This is a genomic window from Paenibacillus sp. UNC217MF, from assembly GCF_000686865.1.
Lineage (GTDB): Bacteria > Bacillota > Bacilli > Paenibacillales > Paenibacillaceae > Paenibacillus_B > Paenibacillus_B suaedae.
The window spans coordinates 45,693-63,144 of the sequence record NZ_KK366027.1 but is presented as its reverse complement, the minus strand read 5'-3'; the positions used below and the strand labels follow the sequence as shown (position 1 = coordinate 63,144).

15 protein-coding genes are annotated in these 17,452 nt (G+C 44.7%); 7 read left to right on the top strand and 8 right to left on the bottom strand.

What is annotated here, in order from left to right:
- The first annotated feature begins 168 nt into the window (after nt 1-168).
- Complete coding sequence (locus BP95_RS0116420) at nt 169-975, top strand: divergent polysaccharide deacetylase family protein (protein ID WP_028532746.1); 807 nt, start codon at nt 169-171, stop codon at nt 973-975.
- 96 nt (nt 976-1,071) lie between these two features.
- Here BP95_RS0116420 and BP95_RS0116415 read toward each other — a convergent pair whose 3' ends face one another.
- Both BP95_RS0116415 and BP95_RS30630 read right to left on the bottom strand, forming a co-directional pair.
- Nucleotides 1,072-1,725 carry a FusB/FusC family EF-G-binding protein gene (locus tag BP95_RS0116415; RefSeq protein WP_021256017.1) on the bottom strand — a complete coding sequence of 218 codons (654 nt, stop codon included), beginning with the start codon at nt 1,723-1,725 and terminating at the stop codon, nt 1,072-1,074.
- 325 nt (nt 1,726-2,050) lie between these two features.
- Nucleotides 2,051-3,085: a DUF3626 domain-containing protein gene (locus BP95_RS30630; protein ID WP_051614110.1), complete on the bottom strand. Its 1,035-nt coding sequence runs from the start codon at nt 3,083-3,085 to the stop codon at nt 2,051-2,053.
- A 177-nt stretch (nt 3,086-3,262) separates the two neighbouring features.
- Between BP95_RS30630 and BP95_RS0116405 the strand changes: the two genes are divergently transcribed.
- Complete coding sequence (locus tag BP95_RS0116405; RefSeq protein ID WP_021256019.1) at nt 3,263-3,820, top strand: YkoP family protein; 558 nt, start codon at nt 3,263-3,265, stop codon at nt 3,818-3,820.
- Nucleotides 3,821-3,997: 177 nt separating this feature from the next.
- Nucleotides 3,998-5,455: an amidohydrolase family protein gene (locus BP95_RS0116400; RefSeq protein ID WP_155987296.1), complete on the top strand. Its 1,458-nt coding sequence runs from the start codon at nt 3,998-4,000 to the stop codon at nt 5,453-5,455.
- Nucleotides 5,456-5,648: 193 nt separating this feature from the next.
- Here BP95_RS0116400 and BP95_RS0116395 read toward each other — a convergent pair whose 3' ends face one another.
- A complete protein-coding gene (locus BP95_RS0116395; protein WP_028532744.1) occupies nt 5,649-7,844 on the bottom strand; it encodes a penicillin-binding transpeptidase domain-containing protein in 2,196 nt (731 codons plus the stop codon).
- 127 nt (nt 7,845-7,971) lie between these two features.
- Here BP95_RS0116395 and BP95_RS32605 point away from each other — a divergent pair, with 127 nt between their 5' ends.
- Together BP95_RS32605 and BP95_RS0116390 are read left to right on the top strand one after the other, a co-directional pair.
- Nucleotides 7,972-8,298, top strand: coding sequence for a cysteine-rich CWC family protein (locus tag BP95_RS32605; protein ID WP_311279648.1), 327 nt, complete (start codon nt 7,972-7,974; stop codon nt 8,296-8,298).
- Between the two features lie 113 nt (nt 8,299-8,411).
- Nucleotides 8,412-8,999: a DUF421 domain-containing protein gene (locus BP95_RS0116390; RefSeq protein ID WP_028532743.1), complete on the top strand. Its 588-nt coding sequence runs from the start codon at nt 8,412-8,414 to the stop codon at nt 8,997-8,999.
- Between the two features lie 107 nt (nt 9,000-9,106).
- On the opposite strand, the gene BP95_RS0116385 is transcribed toward BP95_RS0116390, so the two are convergent.
- On the bottom strand, nt 9,107-9,718 hold the full coding sequence (locus tag BP95_RS0116385; RefSeq protein ID WP_021252385.1) for a YqaA family protein: 612 nt from the start codon (nt 9,716-9,718) through the stop codon (nt 9,107-9,109).
- Between the two features lie 737 nt (nt 9,719-10,455).
- On the opposite strand from BP95_RS0116385, the gene BP95_RS0116380 reads away from it, so the two are divergent.
- Complete coding sequence (locus BP95_RS0116380; protein WP_028532742.1) at nt 10,456-11,220, top strand: hypothetical protein; 765 nt, start codon at nt 10,456-10,458, stop codon at nt 11,218-11,220.
- 195 nt (nt 11,221-11,415) lie between these two features.
- Here BP95_RS0116380 and uvrA read toward each other — a convergent pair whose 3' ends face one another.
- Complete coding sequence (uvrA, locus tag BP95_RS0116375) at nt 11,416-13,857, bottom strand: excinuclease ABC subunit UvrA (protein ID WP_021252387.1); 2,442 nt, start codon at nt 13,855-13,857, stop codon at nt 11,416-11,418.
- Nucleotides 13,858-14,077: 220 nt separating this feature from the next.
- Between uvrA and BP95_RS0116370 the strand changes: the two genes are divergently transcribed.
- Nucleotides 14,078-14,782 carry a MerR family DNA-binding transcriptional regulator gene (locus BP95_RS0116370; RefSeq protein ID WP_021252388.1) on the top strand — a complete coding sequence of 235 codons (705 nt, stop codon included), beginning with the start codon at nt 14,078-14,080 and terminating at the stop codon, nt 14,780-14,782.
- Between the two features lie 55 nt (nt 14,783-14,837).
- On the opposite strand, the gene BP95_RS0116365 is transcribed toward BP95_RS0116370, so the two are convergent.
- The 3 genes from BP95_RS0116365 to rpoD form a co-directional block, all read right to left on the bottom strand.
- Nucleotides 14,838-15,398, bottom strand: coding sequence for a GNAT family N-acetyltransferase (locus BP95_RS0116365; protein ID WP_021252389.1), 561 nt, complete (start codon nt 15,396-15,398; stop codon nt 14,838-14,840).
- A 157-nt stretch (nt 15,399-15,555) separates the two neighbouring features.
- Nucleotides 15,556-16,140 (bottom strand): RNA polymerase sigma factor, encoded by a 585-nt coding sequence (locus tag BP95_RS0116360; protein WP_028532741.1) that lies wholly within the window; start codon nt 16,138-16,140, stop codon nt 15,556-15,558.
- A gap of 275 nt (nt 16,141-16,415) precedes the next feature.
- On the bottom strand, nt 16,416-17,312 hold the full coding sequence (gene rpoD, locus BP95_RS0116355) for an RNA polymerase sigma factor RpoD (protein ID WP_021252391.1): 897 nt from the start codon (nt 17,310-17,312) through the stop codon (nt 16,416-16,418).
- Between the last annotated feature and the right edge of the window lie 140 nt (nt 17,313-17,452).

The following is a 17,452-nucleotide window of genomic DNA, read 5'->3' as shown; positions in this document are numbered from 1 at the left end:
CATAAACTTCGCACCCTGCTCGTGAAATACATAAATACAGCACCCTTTTACTATGCCCTGCATCGAATAACTGATTCTGCTAAAAAATAATAAGCATGGTTTGTACGTTTTCGATGAACAATGATAAGCAAGGATATCATTGAAGCAAGCAAGAAAGCAGGTGCTGATGTGAAAGATGTAAATAAACGCTTGTCATGCCGGATTGCCCTTAGCCTTATAGTGGCATTCCTTAGCTTGCCGTTATTCCCTGTTGACGTACAATCCTTATCCGATCGGCAGCACGGAGAAAAAACGGCAATGATCATTATTGATGATTTCGGGAATAACGCCAAGGGTACTACAGAGATTATGGAGCTGCCCTATAAAGTAACTGTCGCTGTTATGCCCTTCATGCCAAGTACAGAAAGAGACGCGAAGCGTGCGCATGCTGCTGGTCATGATGTTATCGTTCATATGCCGATGGAAGCATTGTCAGGCAAGAAACATTGGCTTGGGCCTGGAGCAATAACAACGGATCTGAGTGATGCAGAAATTCAGAAACGGGTACATGCAGCTATCGATAATGTCCCCCACGCCATAGGCATGAACAATCATATGGGTTCTAAGGCTACAGTTGATGAGCGTGTTATGCGAAATGTGTTGAAAGTGTGCAAAGAACGTGGGCTTTTCTTCGTGGACAGCCATACTAATTTTCGCAGTATTGTTGGCAAGATCGCAAGCGAGGTGCAGGTTCCCAGCCTAGAGAATCACATCTTCCTGGATGATGTACATACGAAGGCGGCTGTTCATAAGCAGTTCATGCTAATGCGCGAGCATTTCCGCCGTCATGATGTATGTATCGCAATTGGGCATGTCGGTGCTGGTGGGAGAATTACAGCAGAGGTTCTTAAAGATCAGATGGTCAAAATGAACCAAGAAAATATCCAGTTCAAAAAAGTAGCCTCTGTATTAAAGAGTAATGCACCGCGGAAATAACAAGTGTGTTAACCCAAGAATAGGGCGATTTCCAACATGCAGAATAGACGAAGAGGATGTCCGAATGGACATCCTCCTCCTCTTTATCTCGTAAACTTAACCAATAATGCTGCGAATGAACATTTCCAACGCTGTCTTATCAGTAATGTTCTGATTGCAGGTATGGCTGTTCACGCACATATAATTACCAATGGCCTTGTAATAATCAGGCGTAGCATTCGCTGGTTTGGTTTTCGTTTCTGCTGTAAATAAGGCCACTTCTTCCTGTCGATTGCATAGGAAGCACGTACCCTTCTTCTTTGCTTGGGTGAATTTCCCCTCAATACCGACAAGTCGTCCGTCTAACTGATAGATCAGATACATGCGATTCGTTCCAATGTCCGTCCATCCAAGATACGTCGTATGCCGGAGATCCAGTCCCTCCATATTCGGAAGCTTCAGCTTCTTACTCTTCGGATAGAGCTTCTTCAGCTGCTTGTCAGTTACCTGTTCGAACTCAATCAGGTAAGGTTCAAGAGAAAGCAGAAATTGAGAGAATTCTTCCGTTTTGTCGAGTGTCGTAATCCGCTCAAGCAGACGAAGCTGCTGCTCTTCTGCACTCTGGAACGCCTCTGTAATCTTGGTGAACGCGCTGTATCGTACTGTATCAACAATCTTGTGATCCGCTACTGTCTGACAAGTATGTTGAAGCAAAGTCGCTTGCTTTTTAATCAAATTATATTGGTGGTTTCTAATAAATGGTGTTGTCATGCTTTACAGCTCCTTATTTTGAATAGTTAAAGAAATAAGGTGCAAAGCCCATTATTAGAAACGATATAAGCGATCTTGGGCGACAATCATTCCTTCGTATTGTCCAGCCCCATGCAAAGTATCGCCCCTAAATCAGGCTTTGCATGAGTCGTTGCTGATTCTGGCAAAGTTTTTTGCCATCCCTTGCCACCTCCCCTGTTACTTAATAGTATAAAGAAAACCGATAGTTGTTGCAACTCATCTCTTTCCGTCGAACAAAAAACAGGTAGCGCTACAGCATGGGCTCCCCATATCTCACAAGTACATGCCACAGCAATTTCAACTCCTAAAGTACTTCCTTATCGCTGCCACGATCCATCCATTTAGTCGGGTCGCTCCTTAATTCCATGACTGCATCGCCTATCACGCTGGCATCTACCCTGCCCTCACGAGCAATGCGCATTGCTAATGATGGCATTGCCGATCCTCTAAAGTCACTAGGCACCTCATGTGCCAACAACGAGAATCCCCTATGCCAGTAAAGCGCAATTGCATACTTACGGCATATTTCCTCCAGTGTCCTGCCGATGTGGGTATGTATGTAGGAGGGATCAGCGACTAGTATATCAACGTCATCCTGTAGTGAAAGGTCGCCATGAATCTGCGCTTCAATATATTCATCCAGATTGCGACTCGGTTCTCTGCAGCAAGGATTGGGAAATGAACATGCCAGCCTGCATCGTAATTGATTAATTAGTTTGCTTGGACTAAGATTTTTGTCCCCAATGGCACAGTTATTGTGATATGCATCTGTTAAGAGAGCCGCCAATATATCATCAAGCTCGTCATAGGTTCCCATTTCCAACGGATCTAGATGGGAATCCATATATGTGAAGGTACACCGCGTTGATACTTTGGGTGACAAGAGGAAATAACACGAGCCAAATCGAGGAGCGGGCCCGTCAGAATGAAGCATAAGGTTAAGCGCCCCATATTTGGGACGCTCGCTATTGCTCGTGCCTTCGCACTGATAGGCGCCGCCAAACAACTTTTTCTCCCAAAGATCGCGTTCACCTCCAGGATAAGCAGATACACTTCCATTGGATAGAAGCGTTTCAAATTGGCTTTTGTACAATCCTTGTACCAAAAGAGCTTCAGCAACACTTTTCATGTTCAGGTCAGGTCTGTCCGGGTGGAAGTGTAGGGCAACTCTAGCATATGACTTTATCATTCGTACAGCTTGGTCATATTCGGATTGTGAAATGGCGGCACCTTGTAATATGCTCGCTATCGTATGCTGTGCGTTCATTTTTCGGCCTCTCGCATAGGTAGCCACAAAATGCAGCGCGGCTCGCTGCGAATTCGATAATTCTGCAGCCATTCGCTCCCCTCCTTATTAAGTTCCATATCATCATCTCACAATACTAATTAATCCTATTACCTGGCACATGATATGCATCAAGTAAAGTCCTAAATTCGCTGCAACTTCAACCTGTGGATAAAATCCTTTTGTTTAATCCAAATTATCATTAACTACGTTAAGGGGAAATTAGACCATATGAAACTAAAAATGCTGATATTATTCGTATGGAGTATGTTAGATCCGTTATATTTTTCGTTAACCCGACTGACCTTTCCTGAGCAATCACGTTCGAATATCTTCAGGGTAAGATTACTCCGGTATCGAGGCAAGACAATCATACTGTCTGATGGGACACGCATCGAACATAGCGATCTATTGGTAAAAATACATCTTCATAATGTTCGTTTACTTACGGAAATTTTTTATATGGAGAATGGTGTAAAGAAGGGGCGAATTATTTATCGCACGGTAGAGCAGTCCTTGCCTGGGGTGTGTCGGCACATTCAAGCCCATCCAAAATTCCGTGAAATTAAGGCCATTATCGGTATTACGATGCTGCATCGAGGATGCACGCATTTGGGATTCGATATCGTACAGATCCATAATCCGTTATATCGTGCTTTTAAATGGATCGGCCAAATGCCTATTCATTTTTTGTCCGTATCCAATCCGCTTAAGACCTGTACAAAGCAAAATCCTAGATTTTTACTGATGTCTACAGACTTGTTAATGGATAAATACGGAAGTGTATGACAATAAAGAAAGGGAGAGTTTTGGGAATTTATATTATTTTGGATGGAGACGAGATAACATAATATGATGAAATGTCATATGACATTTCGTCACTATGCCGGATGACAAATGAACGAGTATATTCACCTTGAGCCATCTGTTAGGTGTGCTACACATTGGAGTAAAGGGTGATTGTATTTGCTCAAGAACAGTGTCATCATGTTGATTGTGATCGTTCTATCGGGAATGCTGGCTCGGCCTGCCTTTTCTTTAATAGAACCACCAAATCCAAGTAATAAGAATCGTTTAATGGTGCAGGACGTCATCATAGTGGATGTGAAGACAGGCAAGCTTAAACCAAATCAGTCGGTAGTCATTCAGGGCAACCAAATTACAGCAATAGCTGATACGACTGACGTTGATGTTCCTGACGATGCCCATGTGATCAAAGCTAATGGGAAATATCTTATCCCTGGTTTATGGGATATGCACGCCCACATGGAAAATTACATGGATAGTGCAGTCCCCCACTTGTTAGCAAACGGAGTGACAGGTGTTAGGGAGATGGGCTCCAGCCTCCACCATGTTCAAGAGACGCGCAGCATTAATAATCAGGAAAAGTTGACTCCGCGCATTGTACAATCCGGTAAAGTTATTAATCAATTTCCAAATAATGAGGTACCTTCGCATCACTATAATTTAAAAAATGAAGCAGCGGTTCGCAAAGCTGTACAACAGTTGAAAACATATCAGGTCGATCAAATTAAAATGTACTCCCTCATGCCTAAAGACCTGTATGCTGTGGCTATGGAGGAAGCGAGGAAGCTACAGCTTCCGGTAAGTGGCCATTTACCATTTACTGTACGCGCAGATGAAGCTTCTAACGACGGTATGAGAAGCTTCGAGCATTTGCATGGGATGCATATTGCTACAGCATCAAAAAAATCAGGTATTTTCAACAGCCTTGTTAAGGATACAGAAGCGGGTATTATTAACAAGGATCAGTTGTTGTATCTCGAATACGAAAATAAAGCTGCAAAGCATTATGATGCAAATGAAGCCGGAAAGTTGTTTGAGATCTTTAAACGGAACGAAACTTGGCAGGTTCCTACACTTGTAACGATGACGAGCTTAAATAAGCAGGTACCTGATGAAAGAGTGCGCTTCTTAGAACCTGCTGTTCAGAAGAAGTGGGCAGCATTAATAGAAAATTGGCACAAGGATAAAAGAGGGGCTGCTATCCATCAGGAGCTGGAACAGAACAATTTGCAATTAGTTCGCAAAATGAATGAAGCTGGGGTACCGATTATGGCTGGCACTGATTCTACTTACTTGATGCCAAATCTATATTACGGCTTTAGCCTGCATGAAGAACTTCAACTGCTAGTCAAAGCAGGACTAAGTCCGCTGCAAGCCCTTCAGGCTGCCACGATTAATCCGGCTCGCTATTTAGAAAATGAGGATAAGCAGGGCACGGTAGAGGTAGGAAAGCTAGCCGATCTCGTCCTGCTAGACGCGAATCCGCTCGCAGATATCCGCAACACAACCCAAATCCATGCGGTCATCATGAATGGGCATCTAATCGATCGGACAGAGATTCTCAAAAAGCTAAAAACATACCCGATTATTAAGGAGTTCTCTCGCAAGCAGAAGTAAACTGTGGTAAGAGATACGTCACGTACAACTATCGCTATGTTCAACTTGTAGAGCCTGAACCTACAAGGATTCAGGCTCTACAAGTTGTTTTTTGTGGATTCATTACCCAAACCAATTTACACTTTTACATGATTTAATCCCGGAGCGTTTGTTCCTGGATCCCAGAACACGGTGGCGTAATTCCGTTTTCACATCATCCTCCCGGATACTTCGGTTCCAGCTTCACATGAAGGACGTGCACGCCGTTTTCACTGCTTTCCTTCTGTTCTACTACATATCCTTCGCCATCGACGCGTACCTTCCATCCGAGAAGCGAAGTAATTTCCATCACTTCACGCAGCGATTTGTCCTTAAAGTCCGGAAGTAGCAGCTTCTCAGGGTCATCCGTAAGCAAATATATGCGCTGTCTGACAGCCATCGGATCACCCGGCTTTGGATATTGGCGTTTCACTGTATCTCCTGCGCCAATCGTATCGAATACCATACCTTGTTCTGCAAGCTGCTGCTTCGCATCGCGCACCTTCATGTTTTGCATATCGGGTGTCGGTACGGTCGGCCGCGAGCCGAGCTTGTTACCACTAAACTTCGGATTCGACTGCAAAGAGGAGGGTACCCCCATGTAGCGCAAGGATTGGGATACAATATCCTTAAACATATAAGGAGCGACGAAGCCGCCGCCTTGGTAAAAATCTTTGGGATCATCGACCACGACGAGCAGAACAATCCGCGGATCCTCTACGGGTGCGAAGCCGATAAACGATACGACCGCGCGGTCATTATTATACTCCCCGTTAATAACCTTGATCGCGGTACCCGTCTTGCCTGCGACGCGATATCCGTCGATATAGGCATGTCTACCTGTACCGATCTCTTGATCGGCAACCACCTGCTCTAAATATTCACTTACTTGTTTGGCTACATTTTGATCGATAACCTCGCGCACGATTTCCGGCTTGCGCTCCGACACCTCACCGCTTACGGTATCTTCGATTTTACGAATAAGATGCGGCTTCATCAGATTTCCGCCATTCGCCACTGCAGATACGGCCATAACCTGCTGGATCGGCGTCACCAGCACCTGCCCGTGGCCGTATGAAGCAGCGGCCACATCTGCCGCATATTCAAAGCGAATCAGTCCGCTGTTCTCACCAAGCATTTCAATCTCAGTCTTCTTGCCGAAGCCGAATTTCTCGATGTACGATTTCAATTTCTCTTCCTTCAATTTCTCGTAGCCTAGCTTGACGAATGCCACGTTGCTGGATCGCTTCAAACCCTCTAAATAAGTGATCGTTCCCCATGTCTGATTCACGTCGCCAATGGGTACTCCGCCGGCTATGATTTTGCCAGACACGAACTTTTCATCCGGATTGAAGATGCCCTCCTGTACGGCTGCCGACAGCGTCACGATTTTGAACGTCGACCCAGGCTCATAACGCGATTGGACTGCATGGTTATAAAAAGCGGATAGGTCCTTGGCTTTCCAATAGGAATTCGGATCAAAATCCGGCATATTGGCCAGTCCCAGGATGTCGCCCGTTTTCGGATCGGCCGCGATGACTGTCATGCTTTTGGGCGTATATTTGTTATACACCTCGCGCATCGAATTCACGATATATTGCTGGATCGTGCTATCTATCGTCAAGTAGATGTTGCTGCCGTCCCGGGAAGGCTGAAATACTTCCGATGCTGTGGGAAGCTTATTTCCTAACCGATCCTTCTCATATTGTAGGAAACCGACAGTGCCTCGAAGCTGTTCATCGTACATTTTCTCAATCCCGCCGATGGGATTGTTCTGCTTATCCATATATCCAAGAACGTGTGAGGCCAGCGCATTCTTCGCATAGAACCGCTTGACCTCGGGCAGCAGGTAAAGTCCGACGTCGCGCAATTTCGTCATATCTTTTAATTCCTCGATAAATTCGCGCAATTTCTTGGCTGTTTCGTCGTCCAACTTCCATCCTTCATTGCGCACCTCGACCTGAGGATAATATTCGTCTTTGCCGTCCTTTGTTCTCATTTTTCGTGTAAGCTCAAAGAGTTCATTCTCAGGCTTTTTCAGTACGGCATGCAACTTGTCTACGATGATGCGCTCCATATCAATCCGTTTCTCGATCAGATCCCCCTTCTTGCGGAGCTCCTGAATCACCTTGGGGCTTATCGCTACGGTATAAGTACGGGCATCCATGGCCAATACGTCGCCATTCTGATCATAGATCGTTCCCCTGATGGGAGTCAGCTCCTTCCTCACGGACCACGAATCTCTCGCTTGCTCCATCCAGAACGATTGATTGATAACCTGATACCAGAACAGCCGAATGAAAATGACCCCGAAAAAGATCGTAAAGATGGCTCCAATCAATAATGTGCGCAACTTTATTCGCTTGATCACCTTATCCCTCTTTCTAAAAGTAATTGCCATGATTATATAAACGTGGTACGTTTGCGAGTTAGCAAGCGCAGCTCGGGCTTTCTATCAAATTAGATGTTTCAACACAGGAAACAGTTTCATTTTTTTTATGAAATTGTGCGCTGTGATGAAATATATTGGGTTAATGCTCACTGATACGCTATTATCTTGTATAGCATCAATTTCGCTATTAAACTTACAAAAGCAGGTGTTTACCATGTCTGAGGTAGTAATCGATCCGAAAATATGTCCCTTGTGCGGCAATGAGAACCACTGCGCATACCAGGCAGGCCGCCCCCATCAGGAATGCTGGTGTATGACTCTATCGGTGCCGAAAGCATTGCTGGAAAAGATTCCGTCAGAAATGCGCAGAAAGGCATGTGTCTGCGAGCATTGTGTCCGTGCATTTCTCCAATCAACGCAAATGAATGAGTGACATCAACCTTACGAGTAAAATTTGAACAAATATGCATACTACTCATGTCTGGAACACAGTGGAACGCACGATGTTGCCTTCCCATCATTGACAGGGTCTGGAGGTAGTATGCTATGGATTTCTCATTCATTGGGGAAGCAGTCATTGTTCTCAGCTTTGGCTATTGTCTGCTTCGCGTTCTCGGTAAAAAAACGGTCGGAGAAATGACAGGCGTTGAGATCATTACGCTGCTCGCGATGGCCTCCATGATTGGACATGCTGTCAAAGGGGACGGTCTATTGCGAACATTGATAACCTTATGCATCTTTGTCAGTCTTCTCCTCACTATTCAATTCCTTGCCATTAAGTTCAATTGGGTCGAGAAGTGGTTCGTGGGGAAATCAACGGTAGTAATTGAGGATGGGGTTATTGTTGAGAAGAGTCTCAAAAAGCTGCGGCTAACCGTCGATCAGCTAGAAGCAAAATTAAGAACAAAGGGAATTACTTCGTTGTCGGAAGTGAAAACGGCGACAATCGAGATGAGCGGTCATATCGGTTACGAGTTAGCACGACATGCTAAGCCTGTGACGATCGGAGAATTAGAAAGGATCATGAAAGCATGGAACAAGACTGTTCCGAAGCAGCCCCAGAAAGAAGAGAATTTATTCGATGAAGTTAAGCAGGATGGACACCGGAAAAAGATTGCTCCCCATTTGGAATGAAGCCAACTGGATTTACGCTATATGCAACCTACTATGTAAGGTACTCTCATACGACTGATGAAAATAACAAAAGGCCGACCCATAGGGTCGACCTTTTTACAAGCTGTTTAATCGCTGATTGAGGTTGTATTGGCTTCAGTCTGTTCTAGTTTTGCTGCAGCTTTGTTTCTTCTTCTCTTGCGAATAATCAAGAAGATAACCAAGATTGGAACAGCAATGAGGAAGATATACAGCGAGACGTGCTTAACCATTCCTTCCGCAGATCTACCATATAAATAAAACAGCAGACCTACTGCATAGAACTTAACTGCTCTTCCGATTGCTGCATATCCGATAAGTCTCCATAGCGGAAAATTCATGCAGCCGGATAGTATCGTAAATACTTTGAACGGAATTGGAGTAAAAGAGCCGATAAGAATCGTAGTTTCCCCATTTTTCTTAAACATTTGATTGGCGCCGTCAATCCATGATTTTTTAAGGATTTTCTCCAAGACGGAGTGGCCTAACAGCTTACCGATCATGTAGCCTACTGGTGTACCGAGCAGACATGCGATATATCCTGCTGTTGCTAGCCATAAGGCATTGGATGGATCCAGTAAGCTTAATGGCACCTGCAAGAAGAAGGCTGGTACAGGAAAAATAACTGCATCTGCGAAAGCGTGGATGACTAGCCCCCAAATCCCGTAGTCCATTAGAAAATCAATGATGTTTTGAAACATAATCTACTCCTATCCGGAAAAATTCTTTCTATAAATTGATTGGTAAATCTCATTTTACCTTATTTCGTGTTGCGAATGATTACACTTTGGTAATGTTGACATTTGCTGTTTGGAAGCAGCTACTGAAGAAATGTACTCATTCCACTCTCAGGTATAGACGTTTTTTTGTTGCCGCGTCCCTTCACACGAAATGGTGGGATCTGCTACCAATACAATATTCGTTTCATTGGCCAATGCGCTAGGTAATATCCCCTGCTGTTGTTAGTACGGGGCTAAAGTCCTATCGTTTCAGGTAAAATAAGCATACTGATTTTTCATGCAACTTACCAATGTTATTTTTATTCCAACCATCAGCTGAATCTCGCCTTCCTCTCATTCCAAAGGTTTGCAATGACAATTATCCTACTACGTTTATATGTCTTTTTCTATTTTAACATGTCACTCAAGAATTTTGGCAGAAAATGACGAAGACCGCTCCATGGGCGTAAGCGGTCATTCAATTGTGTTTATAGATAATAATCGCTTGAAAAATGTCATTGATGCCGATTCCAAAGGGGCAAAACAAAGTGTGATTTTCATCACGCATTGTTATTGTTTCTGATATTGTTCGAAATAGTGAACCAAATTTTCCTGAGCTGTGTTTATATCACTGAAGCTGGCACAAAGGGATCCCAATCGATAGCGTCCGGTCTTCACAAAAAAATAAAACTTGTATAAATGAGAGGAGTATTATTCACATGAAATACGTAAAGAAGGCAGCCGTTGTCGCAACGGGTATCGCGTTGTTGTTTGGCACCGCAAATATGACGGAGGCATTTGCAAACCAAACAAACTCCGTACAGGAGTTGGAATCGAAAACGCCGGCGGTTGGTAAGGAAGCTGTTGAAGCGGCAAAAGCCGAACTCTCCCAGAAAGTAAATGGGGAGATTGGAAAGAATACAGGGGATACGTACCTCTTGTACGTAAGTGACCCAAGTCTCAATGGCGGATCTGCATTCTTGTATTATCTGGATATGTTCAAATTCACAAATTATGATGATTATTTAAACCAGGCAGGCAAACTGCAGGGTCCTGTGCTTCAAAAGCCGGAAGGTCTGCCTGAAGGTTATAAATTTGAGAATGGAAACATCCAACCCCCGATTGCAAAGCATCATAAGGAGTTTCAAAGAGAAGTGAAAGCGGAAGCTCAAGGAAAAGGCGTCTATTACAAAAAATTCGACTGGAACGAAATGGGCGAAATCAATCTTACATTCGTAAACGGAAAAGACAATTTAGAAATGCAAGTAGCGCACAGTCTTGGCAGAAAAACGGCAAACAACGGATACCGGTACATTAAATCAACTGAAGTCGATGCCGAACAAGGCAAGAAGATACCTGGCTTGGTTCGAAACAAGCTGATATGGTCAGATCAGGATCATATTTATAGCATCACAACCAATCCGGGCAACCCGCTCACCAAAGAAGATTTGATAAAGTTTGCTGAAACGGCTGTAAAGAAATAAGAAGGATTGTCCTAGCCTGGTGACGTAAGCAGGTATACAAGCAGGCGACCCAAGGAATAAATGCAGACAAACTTAACTCGGGTTCAAAAGAACGCCGGCCAGATCACATCATGGATCTGGCCGGCTTTTTTCGCATCCAATTGAAATGCATTGACTGCGTATATGTTATATGACACTACCCTAGCGCAGTTATATCTATATCGATAAATAGGTTCCTGTACAAGACGCTTCAGAGCTAACGATTTGCTCCGGTGTACCTGCCGCTATAACCTGACCTCCAGAGTTGCCTCCGCCTGGCCCCATATCAATGACCCAATCTGATGCCGCAATCAGATCGGTATTATGTTCGACCAAGATTACGGTATTTCCGGCATCTACAAGCTTATCCAATAATACATACAGCTTGTGTACATCGAGCGGATGCAAGCCTGAAGACGGTTCGTCCAACAGATACAGGGTGTGACCGTTAGCAGGTGCACTCAGTTCCCTAGCAAGCTTTAAGCGCTGCCCTTCCCCACCGGAAAGCGTTGTTACAGATTGTCCCCATTGGAGATAGCCAATACCAACATCACACAACAGCTTAAGCAGCTTCGCCATTTTTGGGTGGCCCTTAAATAGTGATAAACTCTCTTCAATACTGAGCTCTAAGATGTCAGCTATGGTGTAGTCTTCATACGTAACGGCCAGGACTTCCGGAATAAACCGCTTGCCATGACAAGCTGGACATTGCACACGCAGATGCGGGAGGAAGTGCATATCAACTTCAACGATTCCGAGTCCTTCGCACTGCTCACATCTTCCGCCCGGTGAATTGAAGGAAAAATATTTCTCGTTCAAGCCACGTGCCTTCGCTGCTGGAAGTGAGGCAAACACCTTGCGAAGCAAGGTATACAGGTCTGTATAAGTTGCCACACTCGAGCGCTGCATTCGTGATATGGGAGATTGATCTACAGTAATGATGCTGTTAACTTTATTCAGCCCTGTGACTTCCCGGCATCCTTCGACTCGGCCTCCAGTGCCGCTGGCATTTGCCAACAGATCGAATACGAGTGTCGACTTGCCAGAACCTGAGGCTCCAGATACCGAGATCAGACTGCCTAATGGGAATGACACGGATACCTGCTTCAAGTTATGAAGGGTTGCCTCATGAATGGAGATGACATCCCCATTGCCTTGTCGGCATTTGAATTGAAGACGTGATTGCGCTCTAACATAATGTCCAGTCACGGATGAAGTCTGTTCCATAAGTTGCTTAAGCGTACCTTGCCCAACAATCTCTCCTCCGAACCGACCTGACCCTGGACCGATATCGATGATGTGATCCGCCTGCTGCATCACACGTGTATCATGCTCGATCATAAGTACAGTATTACCCATATCGCGCAATTCCTTCATCACCTCGATCAGACCATCTGTATCCTTTGGATGAAGGCCGGTGGTCGGCTCATCAAGGACATACAGTACACCAGTTAACCCAGAGCCAAGGATCGATGCTAGCCGTAGTCGCTGCGCTTCTCCGCCTGATAATGTGATCATCTGTCTGTCGAGCGATAAGTAGCCAAGTCCTACAAGAATGACGCGCTTTATTTTACCAAGGAGTTCTTCGAGTACGGCTAGAAGGATCATATCGCCTTCCATTCGAGACTTCGCATGAACGGCAAGCAACCAATCATTCAGCTCTTCTAACGAGCATCTCGCCAGGCTAGGCAGGGTACGGCCTTCGACGGTAACTGTCCTGCTCTCGGGCTTCAGACGATCTCCCCTGCAATCGGGACATGATTGAGTCGTAAAATAAGCCGCCTCGCTTGACTGCCCATCCCGCTCCTTGTACTTCTGCCACATTGCAGTCAGTACACCTTTAAATCGGCCTTTGCCAACTGTTTTGGGCGGATCAATATTCGGGAAGTGACATGCAAATGCTTCGCTCTCCACCCCATGCTTCAATAATTCCCATTGTACAGGGCTAAAACTGTGCAGCGGCCCACTCATATCCAAGCCATAATGCTTCCCTGCCGCCTCAATAATGTTGGCTTGATAATCAGTTAGGGATTCGTACCAGAAGGTTACGGCTCCTTCACGAATCGTTTTCTCCTTGTTGAATACAGCCTCAACTTGAATATCGACTACGGTTCCTAAGCCACTGCATGTGGAACACGCACCGCTTGGTGTATTGAAAGAGAAATCCGCCTTCGTCAGTGGTGTATGTGGCTGTGAGCATGCTGGGCACTTTATTGACTCACCCGCAACGTCTACGGGAGAAGGAGTTATGCTCTCTCCACAGAACTTACATGTCCTAACTCCCTTTTTCTCATAAACTGTCCGCAAATACGTGTACATATCCGTAATCGTCCCAACAGTTGAGCGAGGATTGCGGTTCGTCACATGCTGTCCAATCGAGATTGACGGTGCAAGTCCAGTAATCGAATCGACATTAGGCTTGGCAATGGATTCGGCTGATATCCCACTAGACTCCACATACTGCCGCTGGCATTCCCGCTGCAATATGTCCATAGCAAGTGTTGATTTACCCGAGCCGGAAGGACCCGTAACCACGATAAGCTGATGCTTTGGAATGTCTAATGTCACATTTTTTAAATTATTTTCCCTTGCGCCTTGAATACGGATAACGTCTTTCATGCAGCACCCTCCATCGTTCTAAAGTGACGGTGAAATACGAGTTACATGATCCACTTTACAACATTCATGCAAGTGCTAAAGTTTTATAAAAAAATGTGTTGATAGACGCATATTTATCGTGCAATACTTTAGCACGGTGCTTTAAGGTTTTACTAGAAGATTTGATTTTATGGGAAACGATCTGATACAGTGAGGTCATTACTAGCTGAGGAGGAAAGACATGCAGTATTACAAACCTGTGGATATCGCAAGGGTACTTCATATCAGTACGAGTGCTCTGCGGCATTATGAATCATGGGGAGTGGTTCCTGCACCGGATCGGGAAGCGAATGGATACAGGTTGTACACCGACGTACATCTTGCTTATTTTCGATGTCTTCGTGCGATGTTCCCTGGCTTTGGGGTGGGGCTAACTTGTACAGTTCTCAAACATTTGCAGAAAGAAGAGGTGGACGAAGCCTTCTGGCTTGTCAATGAGGAACAGGCTAACTTGCATCAGGAGAAGGTTGTGGCGGATCAATTATTAACGGTATTGGAGCAGATTGACCTCCCGACTATAGGGAACAAGACCTTCAAGAGCCCAATGACTATCGGCGAAGCTGCTGAATATACAGGGGTTGCCGCATCCGCCATCCGGCACTGGGAGAAGGAAGGGTTAATCATCCCGGAACGCAATCCCGAGAACGGGTATCGGATGTTCAACGCGCTGCATATCCGCAAAATATTGCTGCTTCGCACCTTGCGCAGTACGTTATATTTTCTCAAAAGCATGAAAGAAATTGTAAATGCTCTTGACCATCACAGCATCGAGCAGGCCAAAAAAGTGACGGAAAATGCTATCCGCAGCCTCCATGATCGAAATCGCCAGCAATTCCGAGGAGTACATGAACTTGTTAAACTGTGCAAGGTGCTGCAGCTGATGTAAGTTATCTTAAAGTGACTGCAACTAAGTTGTCGCTTCTTCTGCATTCGTGTATACGTTACTGTACCTTTTTCACCATATGTTCATAATCTTCCCCTGCAATTGTTATGATCTTGCCATCTGCTGTATACCCTTGTGCTTCATACAATTGCTTCGCTCGCGTGTTCGCAACGTTCACTAACAGCGAGGCGATGCTGAACCCGAATTGAGCTGCTTCTAATTCGAACGCCTTCATGAGCTTCGTTCCGATCCCTAATCCACGCTGAGAAGAATCTACAGCCAATGAATCCAAGTAGTACTCTTCCCCTTCTGTTTCTTTGATAAGTTGAACAGGATTGCCTTGAAGAGTAGATAAACGTTCCTCCAATGGGCGATCCAATTCGACCAGCTTGTACCCCGCATAAGCCAATGCATAGCCGACAGGTACATCTTCTTGCAACCAGACCATACTGTTCTTCCAGCTCAAGCGGTTGTCGGGCTGCTTATAGAATTGCTCGAGTATGCGCATCGTCTCATCTCTGTTCGTAGTTCCAGATAGTTCATAGGCGATGGTGCCGATCGCCTCCATCATCAATGGGATAATGTACTTGCTGTCTTCTGGTGTAGCTTTGCGAATCATGAATGATACCTCCTGAAGAGTAATGACAGCTGATCATCCTCTAGTATTGCCCTCCTGAGGGATGAGAGTCATCTGTAATAGCTGTCATCTATTATTGTACACATGTCCAATGATGAATGGTCAATGATAAATAAGTTGAAATTATTTACATAATTGGTCAGGAGCAAATATGACCACTGTCAACCTGTTTGCGTAAATATTTTTTTCCTCGAAACAGTCTGGATTTCACCGTATTGATTTCAAGGGACAAGACATTCGATATTTCTGCAAGCGAATATTCCGATAAGTAACGCAGCCGGAACACATCTCGATATGCATCGGGCATATCATTCACGATGTTAATTACGTTGTGTTGAACTTCTTGTTCAAGAATTTGCTGTTCAGGTCCTTGAGCCTGATCCTGCAGGGTTTCGATTAATGCTTGTTCTTGATTGTCGTAGGCAATGTTCTCCGTAAAATGTACGGCAGGTTTACGACTACGCTGCCGTATGAGATCAATGCATAGATTTTTTACAATAAGCTTCATCCAGCTGCATATTTTGCAAGAGAAGTTGTACCGATGCAAATTTCGGAATATGCGAATATACGCCTCTTGTACAACATCCTCTGCGTCTTGTTGATTGCGGACATATCGATAAGCGTGCTGAACTAGCAAGCTACGATATTCGATATATAATTTCGTATATACGCGTTCATCTCCGGCGAGTACGAGTTGTTGAATCTGATCTATGCTGGTGTTCATTGTTCCTCCAAATATCCTTACCCCAACGCGCAAACGCAATATGTGTATACTTGCTTGGGTACGTTATCGTGCTCTATCGAACATACAATAACATAAACTTATGAAGATAATATGAAGTTCAGATGAAAAATAAATGATATTCCCCAAATCATTGTTACAAATTGTTGCTTTTCATGCTTGTTAGTGAAAACCTGTACGCCTGCACGAAAAAAAGCCGCATTACACTCCAATCCGTTGAAGTGTAACGCAGCTTCATTCATTTGCATATCATTTCATTATTCGATGTAGTCCTTCAAGCGTTTGCTGCGGCTCGGATGTCTTAACTTACGCAAAGCCTTCGCCTCGATTTGGCGAATCCGCTCACGCGTAACACCAAATACTTGGCCTACTTCTTCCAATGTCCGAGTACGACCATCATCGAGTCCGAAGCGCAAGCGAAGAACGTTCTCTTCACGTTCAGTGAGCGTATCAAGGACGTCACCAAGCTGTGTCTTCAAGGACTCATAAGCTGCTGATTCTACTGGAGATTGGGCGTCCTGATCCTCGATGAAGTCGCCAAGCTTGGTATCGTGCTCTTCCCCGATTGGTGTTTCCAGTGAGATTGGATCTTGAGAGATCTTCATAATCTCGCGAACCTTCTCTACACTCAATTCCATTTCCTTAGCAATCTCTTCTACCTCAGGCTCTCTTCCAAGCTCCTGCACCAGCTGTCTGGAGACACGAACAAGCTTATTGATCGTTTCAATCATATGAACAGGAATACGGATCGTTCTTGCCTGGTCAGCGATTGCGCGTGTAATTGCTTGTCGAATCCACCATGTGGCATAAGTACTGAATTTAAAGCCTTTTGTATAATCAAATTTATCTACAGCTTTAATCAGACCCATGTTGCCCTCTTGAATAAGATCTAAGAGTGACATGCCTCGCCCGGCATACCGTCTTGCAATGCTCACGACCAAGCGAAGGTTAGCTTCTGTAAGCATTTTCTTCGCTTCTTCATCGCCTTCTGCAATACGTTTAGCCAAAACTACTTCTTCTTCGGTGCTTAGAAGACCAACCCGGCCAATTCCCTTTAGATACATCCGCACAGAGTCATCTATCTTGACTCCTGGAGGTAGTAAATTAATATCTGCATCTGAATGAGTTTGCTCATTGTGTTCTTCGTTAGTCAAACTGTCGCCCCCCTAAAAGTATGCGTACGTATTCGAGCCGTTTTTTCCGGTATGTGAGTGAATTACTCATAATTGACAAAGAAAAAAGTCTATGATATGATTTATTTTAATTGCATGTAAAAATTAAGAGCACACACTAT